Below are 25576 nucleotides of genomic sequence, written 5' to 3' on the forward strand. Positions count from 1 at the left end.
GCAAATATCCAACAGCATGCATCTGCCTAATACATCAATACGTTTACAGCTTCACCCGCTGGAGACGTAGCGCATTCAGTACAACCGAAACAGAGCTGAATGCCATGGCCGCTCCCGCCAACCATGGAGCCAAAAAGCCCAAAGCAGCAATCGGAATGCCGATCACGTTATAACCGAGCGCCCAAAACAGATTTTGCCGTATGTTTGTCATGGTCCGGCGACTCATTTCGATCGCGTCCGGAATGCTATTCAGGTTACCACGCATGAGAGTAATATCGGCAGCCTCCATGGCCACATCTGTACCTGTGCCCATTGCCATCCCTATATGGGCTGTAGCCAGCGCTGGCGCATCGTTAATACCGTCCCCGACCATGGCTACGATCTTGCCCTGGTCCTGAAGTCGCTTCACTTCCTCGGCCTTTCCTTCAGGCAACACTTCCGCCAGCACCCGTTCAATTCCCGCCTCGGCGGCAACGGCCTTTGCCGTCCTTTCATTGTCACCTGTAATCATAATGACTTCAATGTTCATCGCCCGCAGACGGGCAATAGCTTCCCGTGATGTTTTTTTAATTGTATCCGCCACGGCCACTAATCCGGCATAGGAACCATCCACAGCGACAAGCATTGCCGTTTTCCCTGCGCCTTCCAGTTCATTCATTTGCTGCTCGGTTGAGTCATCCATCGTGATGCCTTCCCTGCTCATTAATCGGCGTGTGCCCACCAATACCTGCTTGCCCTCCACAGAGGCCTTCACACCATAGCCTGGAATATTTTCAAAATCCGTCGGGCCCACTAGCTCAATACCTCGATCAGCAATCCCTTTTACAATGGCTTCCGCCAGCGGATGTTCCGAGCTTTTTTCTGCCGCACCGAGCAATCGCAGCAAATCCGTTTCAGCCAGGCTGCTCGCTCCAACTATAACATCTGTCAGCTCTGGTTTGCCGTTCGTAACCGTACCTGTCTTATCCAAAATCACTGCGTTGACGGAACGGGTCATTTCCAAATGCTCGCCGCCCTTGAACAAAATACCGTATTCAGCGGCACGTCCCGATCCTGCCATAATGGACGTTGGGGTGGCCAATCCAAGCGCACAAGGACAAGCAATGACGAGAACTGCAATCATTTTCTCCAGTGATCCTGCAAAATCAGACGGTGTCACAAGGAAAAACCAGACGAGAAACGTCATCACGGCAACAGCAACTACGATGGGGACAAAGATACCCGAGATTTGATCCGCAATCCGCTGAATCGGGGCCTTGGAGTTTTGCGCATCTTCCACGACCTTAATAATACGGGCCAACGCCGTATCACCACCCACACGCTCAGCCTGAATACGAAGTACTCCGTTTTTATTGAGCGTGGCTCCTGTGACTGGGGAACCCTCTCCTTTTTCAACCGGAAGACTCTCTCCACTTAACATGGATTCATCCACTGCCGAACGTCCATCCACGACCACACCATCGACAGGAATTTTCTCCCCTGGGCGCACAATAAAGATGTCCTTCACACGCACTTGTTCAATCGGCAAATCTAGCTCTTGTCCATCACGTACCACACGTGCCGTTGTCGCCTGTAGGTTCATCAGGCTCTTGATCGCCTCAGACGAGCGCCCTTTGGCTACCGCCTCGAACCATTTACCGACTAGTATAAGCGTAATGAGTACCGCACTTGTCTCGTAATACAGCTCTGGCATGGTCATGACAGGCATTCCCGCCATTCCCTCCATGGCGTCAGACGGACGCAGAGTAAGGTACAAGCTGTAAAAATAAGCCGCAGACGTACCTAGCGCAACTAATACATCCATATTCGAACTTCTATTACGAAGCGCTTTATATGCTCCCACATAAAACTGCCATCCTATGATGAACTGAATTGGTGTCGTCATTACAAGTTGAAACCATGGATTCAAGAACAGTTCCGGCACATAAATCCATGAGGTAAAGGAAAAATGAGCCACCATCGCCCACAATAACGGTAGCGACAGCACTGCCGATATCATCCACTTCCATTTTTTACGTTGGATATCCTTACTGCGGACATCCGCAATATTGTCCTCAGCGCTCTGCGGGATCGCTCCATAGCCCAGCTGTTCAATCTTGCTTACCAAATCACTAACCGTAGTACTCCCAGCAGCATATTCCACATGAGCTGTTTCCATCGCCAAATTTACCGTGGCACCTGTTACGCCTGGTATTCGGTTTAATCCTTTTTCAATTCGAGCTGCACAAGCCGCGCAAGTCATGCCCGTCACATTCAAATTGGCTTCTTCACTCACAGTTCCAAAACCAAGAGAAGCAATTTTATCGCGGAATTCTGGGATTTCCACCTGCTTGGGATCATAGGATATGGACGCCTGCTCCAAAGCCAAATTCACATTAGCCTGTGCCACGCCGTCTATTCGATTTAAACCTTTTTCAATACGGCTTGCGCAGGCTGCGCAGGACATCCCCGTAATATGAAGCGTTGTATGCTTATCACCGTCGGTCGCACGGTTTTCCATGGTAGTCCTCCTTCTACATACCCCAGTGGGGTATATTATGTTCAAAAAGAAAAAGCTCCTAATATGGAAGCTTCTCCTTCGAACAAATCTGTTCACGCATCATACAGCATCTTAATCTTAAACAACATCATAGCCTTGGTCTTCAATGGCTGTTTTCAGAGCTTCAACGCTCAGCTTGGATTCATCATATTCTACATTTACTTGTTTCGTCTCGAGGCTGACCTTGCCGGTAGCGCCTACTTTCTCCAAGGCTCCTTCTACTGCTTTCACACAATGATTGCAGCTCATGCCTTCTACGTTCAATGTAACTTGTGCCATTTTCGTTTCCTCCTCAAGGGTACGTCCATACCCATAATGTGTATACCTGCTACTTTTAACGGATTAGCTTCTTAACCGTCACCAGCAGCTCATCAATCACTTCTTGCTCTCCTGCCTGCATGCGCTCAATGACACAGCTTTTCATATGCCCTTCCAGCAGCAGCTTGCCGACACCATTAAGGGCCGACTGAACAGCCGCAATCTGATTCAGCACATCGTCACAGTAGGTATCCTTCTCAATCAATCCCTTAATCCCGCGAACCTGACCTTCAATACGGTTTAACCGGGATACAAGGCTGTTCTTGAATTCTGCCGAATGATGACTTTTTCTAACTGTCTTCTCTCCATCTGTTCCACAATGAGCCCCGTGGACTTCAGTGTGGGAAACAGGTTGCTCCTCAGCCATACATCAGCCTCCTGTGTGGTGTATATGCACTCATGCATTTAATATATACCCATCATAATATACCCCCATGGGGTATGTCAACATTCCTGAAAAATGTCACCATTTTGCCTTGTTTCACACTTTTGAGCGTGCTTCCTTGGCAAGTACAACAAAGCTTAACAGCGCACCAAGCTCAGCTATAGCAATAACAACCGCCATCGGTACGGGGGTTGTTCCACTACCCAAGCCTACCAACGGTGAAGCGATGGAGCCCAGCAATAGAGGCAGCAAGCCAAGCATGGCGGACGCACTGCCTGCCGAACGTTGCTGACTCTGCATGGCCAGTGAAGTCGTCGTTGTACTCACAATACCTACGCAGGATACGACAAAAAACATCGGAATTAATACAGCTAACAATTGGCCTCTGGTAAAAGCTACGGTAAGCAAGCTGATCCCGGCTACAGCCGCAATCACCAGACCTGACAAGAGCAACTGTCGTTCGCTAAATCGACCCACGAGTCTACCCGTCAACTGGGAAAACAGTACAATCCCCAAACCATTCACCGCAAAAATGATGCTATAGGTCTGGGGAGAAACCCCGAAAATATCCTGAAGCACGAAAGGCGAGCCAGCGATGTACGCGAACATCGCCCCTGTAATCAGTGCCTGCGAGAGGGCATAACCCATAAAGCGCCGATCTGCAAATAGATGACCGAGTGTTCCTAGCGTCTGCTTCAAGCCACCGGATGAACGACGGTTCGTTGGCAACGTTTCTGGAAGACCCAATACAACGGCAATTAGCATGGCCACACCAACTACACACAGCACCATGAAAACACCGCGCCAGGAAACAAAATTCAAAATGACACCGCCCAGCACAGGTGCAGCAATGGGAGCCACACCATTCACCAGCATGAGCAGTGAGAAAAAGCGTGTCAATTCTTTGCCCGAGTACAAATCACGGGCCACTGCTCTGGAAATCACGATCCCCGCCGATCCTGTAAGCCCTTGAATAAAGCGAAGCGCAATGAGCACAGCGATATTTGGAGCAAACACACATAACAGCGATGCCGCGGCGTACAGAATAAGCGAAATCACCAGCGGTCCTCTGCGACCCCTCACATCGCTAAGCGGACCAGCAACGATCTGACCAACGGCCAGTCCCAACAGACAGGCTGTCAAACTAAGCTGTGCCAGCGAAGTAGTCGTATGCAAATTGTCGGCTAATGTAGGCAGTGACGGCAAATACATATCTATGGACAATGGTCCGAAGGCACTTAATGCACCCAGAACAAAGGCAATCCATAATATTCGTGATTTGGTCATATCTGCGGCAACCATTACCGTATTGGATAACCGATTCATGATAATAATCATCCTTTTCACTAAAATATAAATAATGACTTCAATATATTATGATATCATTCATTTCGTCTGGCTTCGAATAATTACACGCTAATCCGCAATTTTTTTTCAAAACTGCTATAAATCAGGCAGGAATTTACCAATTTCAGGTCGAATTACACGGTAACCAAAACAAAAAAAATGTAGAATCTGGAGAATGATAATGGTCTATGATGGAGTGCTGCTGGGTCTCATTGTAGGTCTGTTTAGAGGAGGCTGGCGGCAAGGTCTGATCCGTTTCAGTCACATTCGCCTTATAGCCGGCTGGATGTTCCCCCTGCTGCTGCTGGTACAATTCATTATTTTTTATGCTCAGGAAAAATGGGCTTGGCTGGCAGCCATGAACGGGTATCTATTTATGGGAGTCTACGTAGTCGGCTTGATATTTCTCTGGTTGAACAGACATCATAAGGGATTCAAGCTTATTTTAATCGGCGTATTATTGAATTTTATCGTGATGGCGGTAAATGGCGGCAGAATGCCGGTCTCGTTGAGCGCTTCAGAGGTGCTGGGCCCCTATTATACAGATATGCTTAAATCCGGAAGTGTCATCTCGAAACATTACATGATGGATGCGAGCACGCGTTTATCATTGCTTGGTGACATCATCCCCCTTTCCAAGCCCTATCCCCGCACGCAGGTGATTAGTATTGGAGATGTCGTCATGAACTTCGGGATGTTCCTGTTTATCCAAAATGTGATGGTCGTGAAAAGAAATAAGGATAATCAGCAAGAAACCAATCCCCGCCACGCCTAGTTCAGACCTTATTCCAAGGAAGGGAGGGAACATTATGAAAAACTTGAAATACTCCCGTGTGATTATCAATGCTATTATCGTTGCTTCTGTCGTAATCGCGTTGACTTCCGGTTACAAAATTGGAGGCTAGTCACCGATAAAGAAAAAAAGGAAGCACAGGCTCAACAAAACAGGCTGGATTCCGGCCTGTTTTTTCATGTGAAATTTTCGATTACACAATTGTAAATTATCCCATTCACCCCTGGTAGCTTTGACATCAAGATACGACAAGGCAGGAGAAAAAATGATGAGTATATTAAAAAAGCTGCAAGAACGGGTTACCACGACGGGAATATACGTATTTTTCATGTGTATGGTAGGTCTGATCGTTCTCTTGTATACGAACCATTGGTCCTTTTTGCACTATTCGACGACAGAGTGGGTCACGATCTATTCCCTGTTGGGAGCAGTTCTGATTCTGGAGCATTTTACATTCCAGTTGCCACCAGCCAGTAACAAGCAGTCCATGGATTCCTCCGTGTACCTCGCTTGTATTTTTGTGCATGGCACTGAAATTGCCATTTTGATTTTGCTGTTCAATGTGATCATTGCTGCGTTTCGACATACAGAACTGTCCTGGTGGAAACATGCCGTCAATTTTTCCATTTACGCACTTTCCATTTTCCTGTCGTCAACCGTATTCGAACTAAGTGGCGGAACGCAGGGAGCCTTGAACGAGGACCATTTTGCTTCCTATCTGCTGGCATTGATCTGCTACTTTACGGTAAACACAATCACCTTGGGCATCTACTTCTATATCGCATATAAAGGGTCGTTCAATGAGCTCAAACAGGCTTTTTTGGCAGAATCTCTGCTTGTATACTTATGTACACTCATCCTGTCTTTGGTCTTGACCACGCTGATTTATTACAACGGCATTTTAGGACTTTTGCTATTCTTGGGGCTAAGCATGCTCTTATCCCACGCGTTCAAGCAAATGTTCACGATGTATCGTGAGATTGAAGAAAAAGCCAACACGGATCGCAGAACAGGGCTGTACAATCACAGCTACTTTGAAAATACACTTGAAGCTGAACTAAATACATCCAGATCGCAGAATACTCCCCTAAGTCTGGCGCTGATTGATATTGATGATTTCAAAAAATACAATGATCATTTCGGTCATCTCAAGGGCGATCAGCTACTGGGGTTTCTCGGTGAGTTTCTCAAAAAGGAAACGTTCGGTACTCATATTACCGTATCCCGCTATGGTGGAGAAGAATTCACTTTGCTTATGCCCGATCATACTGCTGAACAAGGTTATGAAAAGGTCAATGCTATCCGAAAAAGACTGAATGATTCCCGTTACGAGGGAGTTGAAATTTTCCCACACGGGTGTCTGTCCTTCTCCGCAGGCATTGCACAAAGCCGTATTGATATCTACGACAAATCACAGCTGGTCGATCTGGCGGATAAAGCACTGTACTATGCCAAGAAACAGGGCAAAAATATCGTTCATACACACGGCAGTCTAAATGAAGTGGAACGCGAGGTCGATCTCGGACAGGATATCCGTGATCTGGAGCAGCAGCTTAATCTATTCTTGTACAAGGATATTAACACCTTCAAGCATTCCAAACGGGTATTCAGATATGCAGCAGACATGAGCGATGTGCTTCAGCTCGGCCCGAAGGATAAACGGCGTTTTTTACTGGGAGCCCTCATTCACGACATTGGCAAACTGGAAATCCCCTGGAATATTCTTAATAAAAAAGAGAAGCTGTCTAGCGAGGAATGGCGGATGGTACAAGCTCATGTCGTGTGGGGCAAACGTATTGTCGAAGCCAATGAACGATTCATAGATTTAGTTCCTTTTGTGGAGCTGCATCATGAACGTTATGACGGGGGAGGCTATCCGTTTGGCTTTAAGGGCGAGCAAATCCCACGGCTGTGCCGGATGTTGACGATCATCGACTCTTTTGACGCGATGACGACAGAACGTCCCTATCAACCGACCAAAACATTCGAGGAGGCCATCGAAGAATTGCGTACTTGTTCGGGTAGCCAATTCGATCCCGATCTAACGGCTATTTTTATCCAATATATTCAACATAAGCAACCTGCTTTCACGCAGTCTATAGAAGCAGGCCTCTAATGTCTCATACACTATTCCTCTTTATCCCTACCGCGAATGAAATCCAGGCGATTTCTTTCATAGTAGGGATTTTTCATAAGATTGGCATTTTGCATCATGCTTATTATTTCAAATTTCATATAAATGTCATAATTCGCTCCATCTATTCACGCTATATGCACTATGATTAAGATAGGAATTGGTTTGTCCGTATAAAATGCTACAAATGAGGATATCCTCGCTTCAAGTAATCGAGAGAAGGTGACTTCACAGGCATGTTGTACCTGTCCAGACCAGCACGTGCGGCTTGTCTTTTATTGCTGTGTCTCCCTCTTCTGCTCCTGTTTCCTCACTCATCGTGGGCTCATGCATTTGTCGTTGAATCCAGTCCGACCGAAAATCAGGTTTTGGACAAGTCTCCTTCTCAGGTGACTATCACTTTCAACGAAGATTTGCAATCTGCCTTCATGTCCATCAAAGTGACCGATGAAACAGGCAAGCGGGTCGACACAGGAAAAGCACAGCTCAACCCAAAGCACCCATCCACCATGGAAATCCAATTGATTCCAGGGATGGAAAATGGAATTTACACCATCACTTGGAGAGCTTTGTCCGCAGATGGACATCCAGTCAATGGAGTGATTCCATTTCAAGTAGGTAGCGGTTCCAATGCGTATACCGATCAAGCTACCCCTTCTGAAAGCTCTGGGACATCACGAATCGACTTAATCGCTGTCCGTTGGCTCCTTTACATAGGACTATCGCTGCTTTTTGGAGCGATTTGTTTCCGACTGTTCCTCTTACCGAGCATAAACCGAGACAAGAATCGCAGTGAGCAGAAGATGCTTAATCAGCAGCCCTCTGACACATTCCCCCGTTGGACTAAGTTGCTATGGAGCGGCTATGGCATAACGTCTGCTGCCATTTTAATCAGCCTACCGCTTCAGGCGTCTTGGGATGCTGGAGTTTCCATCAGGGAGGGCTTCTCACTTCCCATTCTGGGAGAAGCGCTTCAATTTACTGGGGCAGGTAAAATCTGGTTTATCCAGATGATTCTCGTGCTGCTTCTAAGCGTAACGTTAATTTATGCGATTGATCCCAGCATTTCCAATCGCCAGCGCCGTGTATGGGGCTACAGCTCCGTTCTACTAACGCTGAGCCTCATGCTATCCAAGGCCTTTGTTGGGCATCCGGCAGCAGCTACCCATCCGGCTCCAGCCATTGTGGCAGATTTCGTCCACCTTGCAGCGTCAGCCTTTTGGATCGGCTCACTTACCGTCATGGTGGTGTGCCTGCCTGTTGCCGGATCGGAGCTGCCTGTATTCAAGCAGGCAGCTCTGCGACAAATCGCCCTGCGCCGCTTTGCTGGCTGGGGCATTGCTATGGTGGCGGCGCTACTCGCCACTGGTATTTATGGAGCGGTGCTGTACCTTCCGGCTCCCTCCATGCTGCTGAACACGTCCTATGGACTCGTTCTGCTCGGTAAAGCAGCGCTACTGCTAGTTATGCTGGTCTTTGCAGCCAGCCAGTTCCGCAGCGCTCGACAAGCGACAGCGAGCAAACGAGCCGCCGGAGGATTGCGTGTCGAGCTGTCCGTCGGCCTGCTCGTGATGCTGTTGGCAGCGGTGCTCACTCACATGTCACCTGGCCAGGCACCTGCTGTACCGTTTGAGGAGACTCGCACTACTGGCGAATACAGCGTTACACTGGCAGTCAGCCCGAATGCTGTGGGCAGCAATGAATTTAAGGTATCCGTTCAGGATAGCAAGGGTACTGCCGTTTCAGGTATCCAGCAAGTCACATTGACGCTTACCCCTGCTGATCCTGACCAAGATCAACAGGAATTTGTTCTGCCCGTGAAGCAGCAACAGCCCTTCCGCAGTCAGGAATTGATAACCTCCGAAGGAACATGGGCGGTAAAAGTACATGCCCTGACGGCATCACTCGATGCGGTTGATGCTGAATTTACTCTGCATGTAGGCGGTAAAAAATAATTATTTTATCTAACAAGGAGCGAAATGAAGATGAATATAACGATTCAAACAGCAAAATCCAGGTTTTCCAGGTTCACAACCTCTATAGGTTTAATTGCGGCTGGTGCCTTGCTTTTTGCAGGTATGGCTAGTGCGCATGTGACGGTCAAGCCTTCCGTTTCACAACCTAATGCGTGGGAAACGTACACGTTGAAAGTGCCTGTGGAAAAAAACATTCCAACCACCAAAGTCGCTTTAAAAGTTCCTAAAGAGGTCGTTTTCAAACAATACGAGCCTGTACCGGATTGGAAGATAGCCACCGAAAAAGACAGCTCTGGCAAAATAACCACCGTCACATGGACGTCTGAAAAAGACGGCATTCAAGCGGGACAGTACCAACGCTTCAGCTTTGTAGCACAAAATGCAGACCAGAATACCGCGGCAGCCTGGGACGCCTTCCAATATTACAGTGACGGAAGTATTGTGGAATGGACAGGCGATGAAGGAAGTAACAATCCTCATTCCATTACCAAAATTACGGCAGATGCCACACCCGAAACTTCTGCTCCTGCCGCAGACAGCGGACATGATTCGGCAGGCACCGCAGAGGGCCATGCGAGCACAGATACGGCCAAAGATAACAGCAGTGCAGCGCCGACCTCGGACAATGCTGCTGAGGCTACGCCTGCCGCTTCTGCTCCAGCCAGCTCTGCTGCACAAACAACAGCACTTGTCCTCTCGATCATCGCAGTCGTGCTTGGTGCCGCAGCAGTAGGCATTGCACTCAAGCGTCGCAAGTAATCTGAGTTACAAACAACAGAGCCTTACATGTAAAAAAGCTGGTGCCATTCATTTAGGCACCAGCTTTTTTTATCGTTATCTCATCCTATCATTTTACATTCACCTATCTATCATTTTTTTGGTAAAATGATAGAAAACTCACGATTCTAACATGATAGCATTGCAATCTATTGAGCATAGGAGATCATAGGATGAAAATCGTAAATAAGGCTCTGTTATCTAGCGTTATCTTTCTGAGTACCGCAGCGGGCATCTATAGTCCCTTGGCACAAGCGGAGGCGGGTAAGGTCAGCATCATGCTGGACGGATATCCATTGCCGTTCCCTGTACAGCCTGCCATGATGAACGGCACGACGATGGTTCCCTTTCGCGCTATTTCTGAGGCTCTGGGCATTACAGTGAAATGGGATCAAGCCAGCCAAAGCATCACCGCTACCAAAGCGCAAGGCAATGCAACCAAGCAGGTGGTTCTCAAAATGGGGAGCCGCAATGCCACAGTAGATGGACAAACGGTTCAATTAACAGCATCACCGCAAACCGTACGCGGCAGCACGATGATTCCGCTGGGCTTTTTCGGGCAACAGTTTGGAGCCACAGTGAACTGGAACCAGGGAACACGGACGGTCTCTATTACATCGCCACGTGAAGCTATGTACACTGTAGGCTTCTATGCACTGTCTTCCTTTGACCAAAAATCCAAAATACCGAATTTTAATGCCGTTGCCTTCGGCTGGAGCCGAATTGATACGAACGGACAGTTCACAACGACCGGCAAAGAATATAAATGGCCTCAAGCTGCTGGAGCTGTAACGCCTGAGTCTATTCTACAGGAGGCAGATAGCCAGGGAACTTCCCCTTACCTGATGGTTTATTCTGTCGACGGTAATCATGAGCTAACCAAGGTTTTGGAAAATGTGCAGCTTCAAGAACAGACCATTTCTCAAATCGTCAGCACTGCCACCGATAAGCAGTTCAAGGGCATTACGTTAGATCTTGAAGGATTAGGCTGGAGTGGCGATAAGGCCAAAGCTCGCTCCGATTACAACGCCTTTATTAAAAAGTTATCAGCCAAAGCGCATCAAGCCGGGCTCAAGCTTACCGTCGTTTTGCATCCGCTGAATAGCTCTTACACTGGCTATGATTACAAGACGCTGGGCAATCTGGCGGACGATCTGATCATCATGGCCTATGATTACGGACAAAAATCTACGCCTGAGCCACTGGATAAAGTGGATGAAGCCATAAAGCTGGCGTTGAAGGAAACCTCGCGGGACAAGCTCATTTTGGGAATTTCAATGGGTAGCGAAAAAGACAGCACCATTAACGCCAAGATCGGTTTAGCCAAACGTTATGACCTCAAGGGAATCGCCATCTGGCGTCTGGGTATTATTGGAGAAACGGCCTGGGCGAAGATGAACGAATCGATCGAGTTTAAATAGTATCATTTTGTAAAAGGAATCCGTCCTTATTCCTCCCGCTAATGATTTTCATGCGCTTTCTATGAAATCATCGGTGGGCTTTTCTCATGTCTATCTTAGCAAAAATGCTTGCCTGACTTGGAAATTGTCTCCACAGGCTCGCATCCCTGTTCTCCGTAGAAGATCCCCCAGTCTCTCATAAAATCCAGCAACGGTCTTAACGTATCTCCCAACGGGGTAAGCGAGTATTCCACACGTGGTGGGTTCTCGTTATAAATTTCACGGTGCACAATGCCATCACGCTCCAATTCGCGCAACTGCAAGGTTAGCATCCGCTGTGTAATATTAGGCAAGGTTCGTCGAATTTCATTATAGCGCCGCGGTCCTGTGGTCAAATGATATAAAATGACTCCCTTCCACTTGCCTCCAATCACCCCAACAGTTTTCGCTACCGGACATCCAAAATTAACGCTAACTGTATGTTCCATCTCCTGTGCCATGTATTCCCCTTCTTTCTACAGGATGTAGGCTAATAGCCTCAGACCTATAACAAGGAACAAATATGTGCGTACTTGTTCCCTGCAAAAACTTTCTATATGATAACTATATATTCGATATTAGCTCTCATTATAGTAGCAGAAAACCCATAGAGTACCAACTAAACCCATATCAAAAGGAGTACATTTTATGTCCAATACATCAGCTAAAAAGCGGGAAATTCTGGATGCCTTTTTATTCAGACATGCCACGAAGGAATTCGACCCCGATCGCATCATACCTGAGGATGATTTTCAATTTATTCTCGAAACCGGACGACTTTCCCCAAGCTCCGTAGGATTTGAACCGTGGCAGTTTGTGGTCGTGCAAAATCAGGCATTGAGAGAAAAGCTGGCGGCGGTTTCCAGTGGTGGTCAAAAGCAAATTCCTGCGGCCAGCCACGTCGTCCTGATCTTGGCACGTAAGGATGTTCGTTATGATTCTCCTTACGTGGAGTACATGTATAAAGAGGTTAAGGGGATGTCTGACGAAGACTTTGCCTCCCTACCAGGCCGCTATAAGATTTTCCAGGGTGAAAACCAACGCCTGCTGGAAAACGAACGCACGTTATTTGACTGGGCCTCCAAGCAAACCTATATTGCCTTAGGCAATATGATGACAGCGGCAGCCCAGATCGGCATCGATTCCTGCCCGATTGAAGGCTTTAACTATGATCAGGTACATGCCATTTTAGAGGAAGAAGGATTGCTTGAGAACGGGCTGCTGGATATTTCAGTCATAGCCGCCTTCGGTTATCGTGCTCATGAACCCAAGCGGGAAAAATCCAGACAACCCCTGGAGAAGGTCACACGCTGGGTCCTGTAAATATTCGTCCAATACTGTTAGTCAATCTTTAAGTTTGACACAATTTGAACAGGCGGGCTTGCGATCACTCATCTTAACGATGGCCCATCGCAGCCCGCCTCTTTATTTAAAATTTTTTCTTCTACAACTGTTTGCTTATAGCCGTAGTCAAGTTATCCTATATAATAAGATGTATCTGCCTACAAAGGAGTACAGTACACGTGGAAAGATCAGAGATATTGACAAGGATTGTTATTGTCGATGATGAAGAGTTAGCTTTGGATTATATGAAGCGTCTGCTTGGCGAGTTACAAGGCATACATATTGCAGGAGCTTTTACGAATCCATTCGTGGCTAAGGACTATATTCTACTTGATGATATAGATATAGCTTTTTTGGATGTAAGACTTCCAGGGATCAGCGGAATTGAATTAGCACATCAAATTTTGGAGCACAAACCCCATATTCAGATCGTTTTTGTTACAGCCTACGATAAGTACGCTATTCAGGCCTTCGAGCTTAACGCACTGGATTATCTGCTCAAGCCGGTCACGACAGAACGTCTTATCAAAACCATGAATCGCATTCTGAAGCGTGACGATCAAGCTGCCTCCATGCCTGAGAATCAGCCTTCTGTTCTCCAGTTACAGGTTTTTCAATATGTCGTCTTTACATTACCGGATCAGCAACCCACTGTTATTCAGTGGAGGACTAAAAAGACCCAGGAGTTGTTTTTGTACTTGCTCCAAAATCATGACCAATGGGTTCGCAAATCAGCTTTGATTGAATTACTATGGCCAGAATATGAAGAAGATAAGGCCTACTCTCTTTTATATACAGCCGCTTATTACATTAGAAAAACGATAGCGCCGTATCATTCCTTTTTAGAGATTTCCAATACTAATGGCGGTTATATTTTGCACACGCAAAACGTTCTGTTAGATACAGAAAGATGGGAGTCTCTCCTGGCATCCGCTCCACAGATGAACAAGGAATCCATCCCATATTATGTAAAAATGATGGAACTTTACAAAGGCGACTATTTACAAGAATATGACTTTTGGTGGGTTGAAAGCGAACGCCAAAGGCTGCATAAAATGTGGTTATCCATATCATTAAAAATGGCAGAATGGTATAGAGGAAACTCCCAGCCAGAAGAGGCGATCTCTATTTATGAGGGCATCTGTAGTCGTCACCCCCAAGAAGAGGAAGCCTACTGGGGATTAATGAAGACCTATGCTGAGATGAATAAAAATAGCTTAGTGATCAAATGGTATGATTTATTATCATCCGTCTTATGGGAAGAGCTTCATGAGAAGCCCAATGAACAAATTACAAATTGGTTTAAAGAGTGGCAAATGGCTCATGCCTAATTTCACGACTGGGAATCATTCTCCGTACCCGTAGAGTCCCCATTAGAAGCGTCACTTACTTCGCCTCGTTCTGTATAGAGGACCTACGGGACAGAGATATTATGTTCCTTATCTTTGTACCTGGGGAACATGGAAGCTTACCGTTGTACCCTGGTTGGGAAGACTGCTAATAGATAATCCTTTACCGTATACTTGCTTCAAACGTCGATCTGTATTCCGTAATCCAATCCCGCTATCCTGTTCTTGATGAGGACTCAGCAGACGGTCCAGTTCCTCTTGACTCATGCCCACACCATCATCAATGATCGCTATTTCTGTTCCATCCTCCCGCTGCTGAATACGAATACACAATGTTCCTCCATCTATCCGATTCATGATACCATGCCTGATTGCATTTTCTGCAAGTGGCTGAATCGATAACGGTGGCAATAGCAAGTTTATCTGTTCGTCTACTTCCCATACAATATCTAGTCTATTGCCAAAGCGTTCCTTCTCTATATAAAGATAAGATTTCAGGAGAGCAAGCTCATATTCCAGTGATACGACTCTATCCAGATTTTGAGGGTTAAAGCTTGATCTTAAATATTTGCCGAATTCTTCAATAAGATTCACCATTCTGGTGTGATCCACATGACTTAAAGATGCAATGGTATTCAAGGTGTTAAACAAAAAATGAGGTTTGATTTGTGCCTGTAACCACGCAGCCTCCATCCAAAGCCTCTCCCTTGCGGACTTTTTAACATCAGTCAAGGCACGGACCCTTGATTTCAATTCCATAGAATCCACAGGCTTCATAATATAATCGTTGGCCCCTGCAAGAAATCCCGTATATAAGTCCTCCTGCTGACTACGTGCAGTCAACAGCAACACAGGCAGCTCGGAAATGCTAAAGTATTCCCTCACACGCCGAGTTAACTCATAACCCGACATTTGGGGCATCATGACATCGGCTATTATTAAATCCCATTCTCGATGATCCAGCCTATGCAAGGCATCCTGGGCACTGGTTACAGTGACAAGGTCGTAAGGCTCCGACTCCGAGGCGAGAATGCCCTCTAACACCCTTAAATTGACCGGATCATCATCTACTGCGAGTATGGCAGATCGTGCAGAGCCTGCTGCAACTTGCATCACAGCTTCGTTCTGTAGAGCTATAAAATCAGTATCTGCTTCTTCATCCATACATACCTGCTCGTTATCTCGTGATTCGTCTGGGGTAGGTGAGGGATCGAGCGGTAGTGTGAAAGAAAAGGTTGAGCCTTGACCAAGTTCAGAACTTACACTCAAAGATCCTCCATGAAGCTCCACCAATTGCTTGCTGATACTCAACCCAAGTCCAAGCCCATCCCCAATAACCGTCAAATGAGAATTTCCTTGTTCATATGGACGAAATATTCGCTTTTGCGTCTCCTCATCTATCCCAACGCCAGTGTCACGCACCTGAATACTGGCCATTTCGCCTTGGATGTGTGCGTGAACGGAAATAGTCCCCTCAGCAGTATGTTTAACAGCATTGTGAAGGAGATTGAACAGGATTTGGATTACTCGGTTTTCATCCGCTAATACATTCGGAAAATCAGCAGGGATGTTAACTACCATGTTTAAAGGTTTCCCATCTGTCATGAATTGAAGCATATCCAATACACCCGAGGCTACAGCCTTGGGCTTCAGGCTTCTTTTTTCCAGAATAATATCCTTTTCACGTAGACGTGTAACATCCAGCAAATCATTCAATAATAAGGACATACGGCGGCCGACCGTAACAAGCAATTGCATGTTTCTCCTGTTGGGTTCATCCAGAGCGCCGCCCCGGTTCTCCAGCACAGTCTGTGCTATATTGATCATCCCATGCAGTGGATTTCGCAGCTCATGAGAGGTGTTGGCTAAAAATTCATTTTTCACCTGATCAGCGCGCTGCAATCTGTCCGACAGCCTTCTCAGTTCAGCATTCGTATTAAAAAACCGTTTGAACCAATACGATGCAAATGCCACAAAAGCCAGCACAATATCCCAAGGGTAATAGGGGAGATCACTCGTTTTGAAAATGCCCCACAGCATGCTGGATGCGATGCTAATGGATGCTAGCAACAGAAAAACAGCCTCTTTTTGCCCTCTGAATGTTCTAAGAAAAGCAAGAGAGGGAACTGTAGCACATAGAGTAATAGCTGGTAATGCGATAAGAATCATAAGAAATGCATACAGGCTGGATGTAGGTGCAAGTAACACCAGAAGCGCAAAACAACAGTGGCCTATAAAAACAATCTGAATGATTCGGGATCGAACCAACAGAGACTGCGCTAGCTTCAGTACACACATGCCTATTCCAATATAGGAAAGGGTGGTTATTTTTAACGAAAGACTCAGATTAATGGGGAACCAGTCCAATAAAAGCTTGTCATCGTCTGTCAAGATGGATAATACCGTGCAGATTACAATTCCCGCAAAATACAGAAGCGCCTTCTTTTGTGGATTCATAAAAAATATAACGACTATATATAATCCGTGAAGCAGCAAAATAATACATACCATAATCTGCATTGCAATCGTGAAGTTGGTTCGGCTATTCACAGCATCCGCGCTTCCAAAAACGATAGGCTTCATAATTCCTCCACTAGCAGAGAAATCAAAATTGGATACTTGGATGACAATCTCAATGGTCTGCCTGTTCGCATCAAACATAGCAGAGAATGGAACAGTCGATCCTATATGCTGTTCGACCTTGCTAGAGACCTGACCACTATGACTAATTAAACGACCGTTCACAAATATGTTGGATGCCGTACTGATCTTTCCAATCCGAAGTCCGTATAGAGTGTCCTCCGACCTGTCACTCAAAATAAGCAGCCGATAGGTTCCAACGCCATATGCCTTATGATCCACAGGAGATACTGACTCACTCCATAATCCTGGTACCTGAATGGTCTGGCGCTGCTTCTGCATAAGTAAGGATTTCAGTTCGGCAGGAGAAGATAAAGTCCCAGGATAAAATTCCCACTCCCCATTTAATGGCAGGGTCTTTATCTCCTGCAGATTCAAGCCCCTCAGATCCAGAATTCCCGCCTTGGCCCGGGGATAATCCTGATTGTGGTAATAATCAAACCACAACAAACGCAAGCCGATAATCACGATCAGAAATAACAGCGTAATTAAAAAAAAGTTCCGCTTATTCATCTACTGGTGATCCGGCACCATACATCAACGTACCGTTGCCGGGCTCTCATCTGAACCAGCAGCATTGGATGGTGACCAATCCTCATAGTTTCACAACCTTATCTACACAAATATCATTTATCGTTCCTTAGCTCAGATTGTCCGTGCTACTCAAGCAACATACGAACCCCAGTAAGCACAATTCCAATCAGAAAACCTGTAAGCGCACCGTTAATCCGAATCCATTGTAAATCCTGCCCCAGCTTGTCCTCCATTAAAGCGATCAGTGAGGCATCATCCATTCGATTTACATTTTCTCGAACCAGATTACCAATCTGGCTATGGTTTGCTTCCACTACTCCGGTAACACCTGCTACGATCCACGAATTGATCTTGTCCAGCAGCTCCGTATTTCTCCATAAATCAGACAGCATTTGATCCAGCAAAGGTACAATGTACACCGTTACATAACTGGCATCTTCCATGTAATCCAGCAGATTACGACGAAGCTCTTCGAGCTTATCGGATATAGCTGCATCACCTTCCCAAGAATCAATAAAGGTGTTTTTCCAGTGATTTAGCCCCTCCCTGACCGTATCTTTGGCTGCCAGATGAATCAGCTGTGTGTTGAACCCATCCAGGACGGCCTGACGACGCGGATGTCCTTCATCTCGAAGCTCCGCTACGCGGTCCAGCAAAAAGTGACGAATCATCTCGCCCATACGCTCCTCATTCAAATAGCCAAGGAAAGCGTTCAGGGCAAACTGCATAAGCCCGCTGACCTGCAAGCCGCTAACAGCCTGCATCCCCAAGGTGCCTAGCGTAACCCCGGTGTCTGACCGCATTAGCCAGGACTCCGTCTGCTCCAGCGCATAATCCAACGCCCGTTGGTCATACTTTCGCTCGCCAGCTTGCCGGGCGAGCACCTCTAGCAATGGTCCTATATCGAATTCAGTCGCCTGTCGCTTAACCCCGATTGCGATGGCCGGGGCCAGCTCTGCCAGCGGAATCGAACGGACAAGTTGCTTGGCAAGAACATCTATAAAAGTAACCGCTTCGGGCGTACGTATTCCTTTTTCCACACTTTTCAGCACCAGCTCTGCCAGTCTAATCTCGGCAATTTTAGATGCAATACTTTCTTTATGAAGCAAATTATTCTCGACCGTGTTAACCAAGGCATCGGTCAGCTTTCCCCGATTTTTAGGGAGAAGCGCTGTGTGTGGAATCGGAATGCCCAGCGGATGACGGAATAACGCGGTTACGGCAAACCAGTCTGCCAACCCTCCTACAAGTCCGGCTTCAAAAGATCCGGCCAAAAGACGGGCCCAGCCAAATTGTTGAAAAGGTAACGTAGCAGCAAAGCCCGCTCCCATCATAACAAGTGACCAAGCTGCTGCGGTTTTTGTGTTTTTTGTTTTTCCCATCATGTAGTCCTCCAAACTAACAGTAAAATTTGTTTCATTACATCTGTAGTACCATCATATCATTGCCTGTGCAGATACCAAAGGTAACCATACTCTATTGTCAACAAATTGCATGATATTTAAAATTTGCACATTAGCTTAAATTGAGTTCGCATAACCACACTTATCCATACATTTTCGTGAACAAAATCACAACAATTAAGTTACAACTATTTTCTAACAAAATGAGCCCTTTGAATCATTTTGTCGAATTATGGTCCCATTTTTCTTGCAACCTAAAGGATAAATGCCTCAAAAAGTGGAATTGCAAGATTACGATATATTCATTGAGGAAATTAATTATTTCCAACCTCATTCTTTATTCCATCAATTTAAGGAATAAATTCCAGAATGACCTTATCCTTTTCAAATAGGTGCCTTCTGGTTAATTTTGTTATATGATGTATAACCCCAAATCGATACATGAATATACTTTAATGTGATAAAATAACCTTTGTAAATGGGAACTCCGGTTCTAAAAGGATATTCATGAAACAAACTACAATTGTCTTACTAAAATTGTTCTTTTGTAAAGGAATTGGATATGACAACAAACCAAAAAAATGCCCAGTATGTCTGGAGCGATGATCCAGTTGCAATTATATGTACACCCTCTGCTTTTGCTAAAAAATCCCTCTTTTATATACAGGAAATAGGCTATTTCAAAACAGATGCTTATGTAATGGAACGGCAAAAGCTCACCTCTTTTTTGCTCCTTTTTACTCTGTCTGGGAGAGGGGAATTACAATACCGGGGCAAGGATTATATATTGAAACCTCATGATATGCTTTTTATTAATTGCGAAGAATATGTACAGTACAAAACTTCCTGTCAGAAGACATGGGAGTTTATTAGTGTGAATCTATATGGCAATCTTATTGACCATTTCTACGAACAATTCGATAAACACAATAAGCCCGTAATCTCACTAAAGGATTCAAGTACAGTACTGGACAAGCTGCGCACCTTATTACATGTACAGCCAGAACGAAGCTTATCATCTGAGCTGCTCTCATCCAGGATAATCGTTGACTTGTTAACGATTATTTTACAGCACCCTTACACCAATCCCAATGCAAATTCAGATGGAACTGCAGAGGTGCGCAAGGTAAAGCAATATCTGGATCAATCCTATTGTGAGCGGATCACGCTGGATTCGCTAGCAGAAATGTTTGGTCTAAACAAGTTCAACCTGGCTAAAAACTTTAAAAAACAGATTGGCTTTTCCCCTATTGAGTATCTTATTAATGTTCGTATCACGGCTGCTCAAAGCTGGCTTAAAACTAGTGATGTAGCTATTGTGGACATCGCACAATATGTGGGCATTCCCAACACAAGTCATTTTATCAATCTGTTCAAAGAGCACATTGGAGAAACGCCTCATTCCTATCGCAAAAAATGGGGAAACCGTATAAAATAGGTCTTATGTATAATCTGCAAGCTTTCTTTGTCGATAAATAGCGAAAATCTGAGATTTAAACTTGCCTAATAGAGTACCTAACTGATAGAATAATAGTACAAGCTATTCAGGATAAATGGCAAACTTGTCGAAAGGCAAGGACGCAAAGCTACAGGGCCTTCTGTATGATGGCAGCCAGCTACCGGTTGAAGTGGCTTTTTGTCGTGCTTATTTTTCCCGAAAACTTTATACGAAATGGCAAACCTGTCGAAAGGCAGGGACGCAAAGCTATAGGGCCTTCTATTGATGATGGCAGCCTGGCCACCGAAAGGAAGTTTTTTATGGGGAAAATGATACTTTCCACACTTCTCCTATTTTTCATGCTGTCCGCAATTCTCTTAAATTCGACAATTTACGCTGCTGATAGTGTTGCATGGTTGGACCAAAACAATGTAAATCATGGGACGGTCAGTGTGCGCTACCCTGTTAAACCTAACGTTAAAACCAAGATTTTGGTTACCAAAGATGCACAAAAATACTCTTATAATTTAACACCCGGGAAATCCGAAGAAGTATTTCCTCTCCAAATGGGTAATGGGAACTATAACATCAGTATTTTAGAACAGCTTAGTGGTAATCAATATAAAGTGATAGGACAAGATACGATCGAGTTAAAGCTAAACGATAGCAAAGCGGTGTATCTTAATTCCGTTCAAAATATTAACTGGAGTAGTACTAATCAAGCGATTCAAAAAGCCCGTGAGTTAACCCAAGGTGCAACAACGGATCGCGAGAAGCTGCAAAAAATCTATGACTACGTAATTAGTCATATCAAGTATGACTCCAATCAGGCCTTTGCCTTAACGACTGACTATCTGCCACAAATTGATCATACGCTAAGCTCTCAAAAAGATATTTGTTATGGTTATGCTTCACTGATGGCTGCTATGTTACGAAGTGTAGATGTACCAACCAAGCTGGTTATGGGCAAATCTTCCTACGTGGACACTTATCATGCCTGGAATGAGGTCTACATCGATAATCAGTGGGTGGTCGTAGACACTACAGTAGATGCAGCACTGTATATGGGTAAACAGAAATTCGAAATGGTCAAAGATCCCTCCAAATACATTAAAACAAAGCAATATTAATATCAATGTTTTTAATTCATATTTTTTAAAAAATGAAAAAATAGAACTACATTTCTTGAAGAGCCTTGATCACATGATCAAGGCTCTTTTTCTATCCTTGTTGAGAAATTGTTGAGATGTGGCATGTATTCTAGTCCAGGAAGACAATGAGATTTCCAACCATTATCTAATTTCGAGTCAAAAGGAGGAGGTTCATCCCGAACATGAATTTTCATAAATTCTGAACAAGTAATTAATGCGGCTAACATAGCATCATATGAATGAATGATGAATATATAAATACAGTTCTCTCGACCTCGAAGGAATAACCATTAGCCGTTAAATAAGAGTATTTTAAGAATAGGAGATTTGTTTACCGTATGAGAAAAAAATGGAATACAGCAACGGTTGCGCTATTGCTCTTTTTGCAGTGTTTGTTCAGCACAACACAAGCTTATGCACAAAATCCCGACTCTACTCTGCCAGTGACCCCAGGAACCGATCCGGTTCAGAGTGTGACTAACGATGTTTATCCAATGCCCTCAGAGCCAATTAACATCCCACCTGCTGTCCCGGCTCCAGTCCCTGAACCAACTGCTGGCTCAACTTCTGAAGTTAGGGCAACTCAAGAAAGTATTTTAACCAAGCTAACCCTTACAGATTCTACTGGAAGTGTTATTGATGCAGTGTATAATCCCGATAGCCGTATTGATATTGGTTCCGCCATCCATTTAGGCTATGAATGGGAACTGCCGAACCATACGTATAAAGCTGGAGACACCTTTACCTTTCAATTACCTGAGCAATTCCAAATTTACACAGATATTACGTCTCCTTTGACGAATACAGATGGAGAAGTAGGTCATTTTACCGTAGACCGTCAAGGTAAAGTGGTTATGACATTTAATGATTACGTAGAAAGCCACTCTAATGTCAGCGGTAAGCTAGAGATCAAAACTGAATTTAGCACACAAATAGAAAAAGGCAGTACACAAGTTATTATTGCGATCCCGATCAAAGGCGGCGAGCAAACGGCTATCGTAAATATTAAGCCTGCAGCTGGTCCTACAATGGAGAAACAAGGAAAGTTTGATGGAAAAGACCAAATTCATTGGACAGTTGACGTAAATAAACACTTGGATCCTATCAAACACGCTGTAGTAACCGACCCAACTCCCCAAGGACTAGAACTAGTCAAGGACTCCATCCGGGTAAACCATTTACAAATTAATGTGAACGGAACCACCGTGCTGGGGGACACTGTTAGCGCAGATAAGTATACAGTAGAGGCTGATCCGGTTGTGCCGGGCTTCAGAATCCGTTTTAACGAGGAGAGTATTAACAGCGCCTACCGAATTCAATACTCCACAAACATAACAAGCGAGGATACTCGTTTCTCCAACACAGCCACTTTTTCAGGGGACGATGTGAAGGATACCTCCGCAACAGCTACAGTCACTGTTCAACGCGGGGATTTTTTAAGCAAAAAAGTGGAGAAATACGACCCAGTCACACAAACGATCTCATGGGCAATCAAATATAATTTTGCCAACAAAAAAATTCCCGCAGCTAAAGCCGCGTTAAGTGACCGTTTTAATAACAGCCAACAACTCATCATAAATTCACTTAAAGTGTATAAAGGGGATACACAGGATGAGCTCCCTGCATCCCAATACAGCGTCACTCCAGTTACTGACGATCATGGTACCAATGGTTTCAATCTGCTTTTCAATACGGATATTGAAGCCCCATATACCATCCGTTATCAAACAAAGGCTATAGATCGTGTAGTTAAAAATAGTAAAATAACGAACAGTGTAACTTCTGATGGGGTAACAAAAGAAACAACCACCGAACTGAAAAGTATAATTATCACCAAAGGCTATAAGGAACCGAACTATAACACCAAAACAATTCCTTGGGTCATTTCTATTAATGCGGATAAGTATACAATGGATCAAATCGTTATCGACGATGCCTTTCCGAATGGCGGTCTGGCCTTATTGCCGAACACATTGAAGATCCAAAGCGCGGACGGAAAAACAACACTAACATCACCGACAGACTACGAACTGATCCCTCTTACGCTGGATTACAAAAAAGGGTTCACTATACGTTTTCATAAAAAGATTCAAGACACGTACACCATTAACTACACAACTACCTTTAACAATGAATGGAAAATCGACAAAACCAAGCCGGACTTTTGGAATAAAGCCTCTATCACTTGGTTATACAACGGAACAACACAAACTGCTGAGGCCGAAGCTCGATTATGGCCGGACAATATGACCCAGCAAAATGGGGCGAAGTCAGGTAGTTACAATGCCAGCTCCAAGCAAATTACATGGGACATTAAGGCCAACTATAACCGCAAAACTCTGAATCATGCTGAAATTAGGGATACCTTGTTACAAGGGCAAAAACTGGTCCCAAATTCTGTTAAGGTATACGATATGACCCTGCTTGGATGGTGGAATGGCGTACAGAAAGGGGCCGAAGTACCTTCGAGCCAATATACTCTGGTTTTACCTTCCGCCGCTAACAACAACGAACTGCGCATCCAGTTTAACCAGTCCATCAACTCTCCTTACTGGGTCACTTTCCAAACAACATTGGAAGGGGAGCTTATTGATAAAGAGATTAACAATAACGCTCTGCTTATGGATGGAAAAAATGTAGATTCGGAATGGGCTGCCAAAGTGTCTGTACCCCACGGCGGAGAATACGTGACAAAGTCCGGTGCTCAGAATGGAAATAAAATCGACTGGAACATCCATATCAATGAAGGGCAATCCCATGTTTCCAATGCGAAGATCGTGGATACGCCCAGCAATAATCAAATTCTGATTGAAGATTCCTTTCATCTATACTCCACCAAAGTGTCTGCCAACGGAGAAGCTGTTAGGGACACTGAGTTAGTCAAGGATCAGGATTATAAGCTAAAAATAACAACGACTGCTCAAGGTCAGCAATCCTTTGAGCTTGCCTTTGCGAAGGCTATATCATCGGGTTATATTTTGCAATATCAATCCTTTCTTCAAGCTGAAGACAAGGCAAAAGTGAGCAATAAGGTTAATTTCGAGGGCGACCGTTTGACCACCGAAATCAGGGAAACAAGTAAGGAAATTACCGTGCGCACATCCTCTGGTTCAGGATCAGGAGGAGGAGTTACGGGAAGTCTGGAGATTACCAAAGTTGATGAGGACGATCACAATAAGGTTCTATCCGGGGCACGTTTTGCACTCTATGACAAGAATCAGAAAAGAGCACCTCTTGTCCAAACTACCAATTCGGACGGGAAAATCGTATTTTCTTCATTGAGTTATGATGACTATATCCTGGAGGAGCTTACTGCTCCTGAAGGCTACAAAATAACAGCGCCAAAAACAGAAATCAAAATAGATACAACTATTAAACAAAGTTCAGGCATTAAACAAATCGTAATCACCAACAAAAAAGACACTCCTGTTGATCCGGGTCCGGGTACACCTACTGATCCAGGCACCCCTACAAACCCAGGTACGCCTACAAACCCAGGTACACCTACCGATCCGGGTACACCTACGAGTCCGGGCTCAGGCAAAAAACATGATAAGGACCCTGAAATAACTGAACCTCCGGCGACGCCTGTTACGCCCGTAACAACCGAAGAACCGAAAATTATCGAGGATGAGGATGTTCCGTTGGGCGTTCCGGTTATTGAACAGCCACCTGTAGAACCAGAGGCGCAACCATCCGCTGAACCAGGGGTGCAACCTGAGACACCGGAAGCCGATCCTCACCAGGAGCCTTCTCCGCCCGTGAAGATTGAAGAAGACCCAGTACCTAAGGGTGTAATCCGCCTACCAGCAGAAAAACCAGAGAATCCAAGTGATCCGGGTCATACACCCAAGGTGGATACATTGCCAAAGACAGGAGAAGACAGTCCTGCTCCCTTCTATGTAAGTGGCATGTTCTTAATTCTTCTGGGGGCCTATCTGGGTTATAGACGAACGCATAAAAAATAAATAACATTTTATAATCAAAAATCCCCCTTCTCAGCTCATCA

17 protein-coding genes and 2 riboswitches are annotated in these 25576 nt (G+C 45.1%); of the genes, 10 read left to right on the forward strand and 7 right to left on the reverse strand.

Annotated features, from left to right (window positions below):
- Window positions 1–43: 43 nt before the first annotated feature.
- The 4 genes from ACXHJ2_RS21575 to ACXHJ2_RS21590 all read right to left on the reverse strand — a co-directional run bounded on the left by ACXHJ2_RS21575 (window position 44) and on the right by ACXHJ2_RS21590 (window position 4568).
- Window positions 44–2500: a heavy metal translocating P-type ATPase gene (locus ACXHJ2_RS21575; protein WP_165083821.1), complete on the reverse strand. Its 2457-nt coding sequence runs from the start codon at window positions 2498–2500 to the stop codon at window positions 44–46.
- A gap of 117 nt (window positions 2501–2617) precedes the next feature.
- Window positions 2618–2818, reverse strand: a complete 201-nt coding sequence (locus ACXHJ2_RS21580; protein WP_013369074.1) for a copper ion binding protein — start codon at window positions 2816–2818, stop codon at window positions 2618–2620.
- A 55-nt stretch (window positions 2819–2873) separates the two neighbouring features.
- The gene (locus ACXHJ2_RS21585; protein WP_013369073.1) at window positions 2874–3224 is read right to left on the reverse strand and encodes a metal-sensitive transcriptional regulator; all 351 of its coding nucleotides are present in this window, start codon (window positions 3222–3224) and stop codon (window positions 2874–2876) included.
- Between the two features lie 114 nt (window positions 3225–3338).
- Window positions 3339–4568 (reverse strand): multidrug effflux MFS transporter, encoded by a 1230-nt coding sequence (locus tag ACXHJ2_RS21590; protein ID WP_165083819.1) that lies wholly within the window; start codon window positions 4566–4568, stop codon window positions 3339–3341.
- Between the two features lie 202 nt (window positions 4569–4770).
- On the opposite strand from ACXHJ2_RS21590, the gene ACXHJ2_RS21595 reads away from it, so the two are divergent.
- The 5 genes from ACXHJ2_RS21595 (at window position 4771) to ACXHJ2_RS21615 (ending at window position 11690) form a co-directional block, all read left to right on the forward strand.
- Entirely contained in the window at window positions 4771–5364 is a 594-nt protein-coding gene (locus ACXHJ2_RS21595; RefSeq protein ID WP_013369069.1) for a DUF5317 domain-containing protein, read from the forward strand.
- A 283-nt stretch (window positions 5365–5647) separates the two neighbouring features.
- Window positions 5648–7498 carry a bifunctional diguanylate cyclase/phosphohydrolase gene (locus ACXHJ2_RS21600; protein WP_165083817.1) on the forward strand — a complete coding sequence of 617 codons (1851 nt, stop codon included), beginning with the start codon at window positions 5648–5650 and terminating at the stop codon, window positions 7496–7498.
- Between the two features lie 296 nt (window positions 7499–7794).
- Entirely contained in the window at window positions 7795–9471 is a 1677-nt protein-coding gene (locus ACXHJ2_RS21605; RefSeq protein WP_238791720.1) for a copper resistance CopC/CopD family protein, read from the forward strand.
- Between the two features lie 30 nt (window positions 9472–9501).
- Window positions 9502–10251, forward strand: coding sequence for a YcnI family copper-binding membrane protein (locus tag ACXHJ2_RS21610; RefSeq protein WP_165083813.1), 750 nt, complete (start codon window positions 9502–9504; stop codon window positions 10249–10251).
- 191 nt (window positions 10252–10442) lie between these two features.
- The gene (locus ACXHJ2_RS21615; protein ID WP_165083811.1) at window positions 10443–11690 is read left to right on the forward strand and encodes a stalk domain-containing protein; all 1248 of its coding nucleotides are present in this window, start codon (window positions 10443–10445) and stop codon (window positions 11688–11690) included.
- A 95-nt stretch (window positions 11691–11785) separates the two neighbouring features.
- On the opposite strand, the gene ACXHJ2_RS21620 is transcribed toward ACXHJ2_RS21615, so the two are convergent.
- Complete coding sequence (locus ACXHJ2_RS21620; RefSeq protein ID WP_013369064.1) at window positions 11786–12169, reverse strand: winged helix-turn-helix transcriptional regulator; 384 nt, start codon at window positions 12167–12169, stop codon at window positions 11786–11788.
- A 187-nt stretch (window positions 12170–12356) separates the two neighbouring features.
- Between ACXHJ2_RS21620 and ACXHJ2_RS21625 the strand changes: the two genes are divergently transcribed.
- Window positions 12357–13031 carry an NAD(P)H-dependent oxidoreductase gene (locus ACXHJ2_RS21625; RefSeq protein ID WP_165083809.1) on the forward strand — a complete coding sequence of 225 codons (675 nt, stop codon included), beginning with the start codon at window positions 12357–12359 and terminating at the stop codon, window positions 13029–13031.
- A 200-nt stretch (window positions 13032–13231) separates the two neighbouring features.
- Window positions 13232–14383: a response regulator gene (locus ACXHJ2_RS21630; RefSeq protein WP_058831365.1), complete on the forward strand. Its 1152-nt coding sequence runs from the start codon at window positions 13232–13234 to the stop codon at window positions 14381–14383.
- 108 nt (window positions 14384–14491) lie between these two features.
- Here ACXHJ2_RS21630 and ACXHJ2_RS21635 read toward each other — a convergent pair whose 3' ends face one another.
- The gene (locus ACXHJ2_RS21635; RefSeq protein WP_165083807.1) at window positions 14492–17554 is read right to left on the reverse strand and encodes a hybrid sensor histidine kinase/response regulator; all 3063 of its coding nucleotides are present in this window, start codon (window positions 17552–17554) and stop codon (window positions 14492–14494) included.
- Window positions 17555–17700: 146 nt separating this feature from the next.
- Window positions 17701–18957: a DUF445 domain-containing protein gene (locus ACXHJ2_RS21640; protein ID WP_165083859.1), complete on the reverse strand. Its 1257-nt coding sequence runs from the start codon at window positions 18955–18957 to the stop codon at window positions 17701–17703.
- 583 nt (window positions 18958–19540) lie between these two features.
- Here ACXHJ2_RS21640 and ACXHJ2_RS21645 point away from each other — a divergent pair.
- The 3 genes from ACXHJ2_RS21645 to ACXHJ2_RS21655 all read left to right on the forward strand — a co-directional run bounded on the left by ACXHJ2_RS21645 (window position 19541) and on the right by ACXHJ2_RS21655 (window position 25535).
- Window positions 19541–20416 (forward strand): helix-turn-helix transcriptional regulator, encoded by an 876-nt coding sequence (locus ACXHJ2_RS21645; RefSeq protein WP_165083805.1) that lies wholly within the window; start codon window positions 19541–19543, stop codon window positions 20414–20416.
- A 107-nt stretch (window positions 20417–20523) separates the two neighbouring features.
- Window positions 20524–20602, forward strand: a riboswitch (cyclic di-GMP riboswitch).
- A 40-nt stretch (window positions 20603–20642) separates the two neighbouring features.
- A riboswitch (cyclic di-GMP riboswitch) is annotated at window positions 20643–20724 on the forward strand.
- A gap of 51 nt (window positions 20725–20775) precedes the next feature.
- Window positions 20776–21546: a transglutaminase-like domain-containing protein gene (locus ACXHJ2_RS21650; protein WP_457874349.1), complete on the forward strand. Its 771-nt coding sequence runs from the start codon at window positions 20776–20778 to the stop codon at window positions 21544–21546.
- A gap of 359 nt (window positions 21547–21905) precedes the next feature.
- Window positions 21906–25535 carry an LPXTG cell wall anchor domain-containing protein gene (locus tag ACXHJ2_RS21655; RefSeq protein WP_165083801.1) on the forward strand — a complete coding sequence of 1210 codons (3630 nt, stop codon included), beginning with the start codon at window positions 21906–21908 and terminating at the stop codon, window positions 25533–25535.
- Window positions 25536–25576: the final 41 nt, after the last annotated feature.

This window comes from Paenibacillus sp. ALE3 (assembly GCF_054113405.1).

Excerpts from the sequence above, each read along its gene's own strand:
- ACXHJ2_RS21575 (WP_165083821.1), bottom strand. The coding sequence starts at position 2,500 with ATGGAAAACCGTGCGACCGACGGTGATAAGCATACAACGCTTCATATT.
- ACXHJ2_RS21580 (WP_013369074.1), bottom strand. The coding sequence starts at position 2,818 with ATGGCACAAGTTACATTGAACGTAGAAGGCATGAGCTGCAATCATTGT.
- ACXHJ2_RS21585 (WP_013369073.1), bottom strand. The coding sequence starts at position 3,224 with ATGGCTGAGGAGCAACCTGTTTCCCACACTGAAGTCCACGGGGCTCAT.
- ACXHJ2_RS21590 (WP_165083819.1), bottom strand. The coding sequence starts at position 4,568 with ATGAATCGGTTATCCAATACGGTAATGGTTGCCGCAGATATGACCAAA.
- ACXHJ2_RS21595 (WP_013369069.1), top strand. The coding sequence starts at position 4,771 with ATGGTCTATGATGGAGTGCTGCTGGGTCTCATTGTAGGTCTGTTTAGA.
- ACXHJ2_RS21600 (WP_165083817.1), top strand. The coding sequence starts at position 5,648 with ATGATGAGTATATTAAAAAAGCTGCAAGAACGGGTTACCACGACGGGA.
- ACXHJ2_RS21610 (WP_165083813.1), top strand. The coding sequence starts at position 9,502 with ATGAATATAACGATTCAAACAGCAAAATCCAGGTTTTCCAGGTTCACA.
- ACXHJ2_RS21615 (WP_165083811.1), top strand. The coding sequence starts at position 10,443 with ATGAAAATCGTAAATAAGGCTCTGTTATCTAGCGTTATCTTTCTGAGT.
- ACXHJ2_RS21620 (WP_013369064.1), bottom strand. The coding sequence starts at position 12,169 with ATGGCACAGGAGATGGAACATACAGTTAGCGTTAATTTTGGATGTCCG.
- ACXHJ2_RS21625 (WP_165083809.1), top strand. The coding sequence starts at position 12,357 with ATGTCCAATACATCAGCTAAAAAGCGGGAAATTCTGGATGCCTTTTTA.
- ACXHJ2_RS21635 (WP_165083807.1), bottom strand. The coding sequence starts at position 17,554 with ATGAATAAGCGGAACTTTTTTTTAATTACGCTGTTATTTCTGATCGTG.
- ACXHJ2_RS21640 (WP_165083859.1), bottom strand. The coding sequence starts at position 18,957 with ATGGGAAAAACAAAAAACACAAAAACCGCAGCAGCTTGGTCACTTGTT.
- ACXHJ2_RS21645 (WP_165083805.1), top strand. The coding sequence starts at position 19,541 with ATGACAACAAACCAAAAAAATGCCCAGTATGTCTGGAGCGATGATCCA.
- ACXHJ2_RS21650 (WP_457874349.1), top strand. The coding sequence starts at position 20,776 with ATGCTGTCCGCAATTCTCTTAAATTCGACAATTTACGCTGCTGATAGT.
- ACXHJ2_RS21655 (WP_165083801.1), top strand. The coding sequence starts at position 21,906 with ATGAGAAAAAAATGGAATACAGCAACGGTTGCGCTATTGCTCTTTTTG.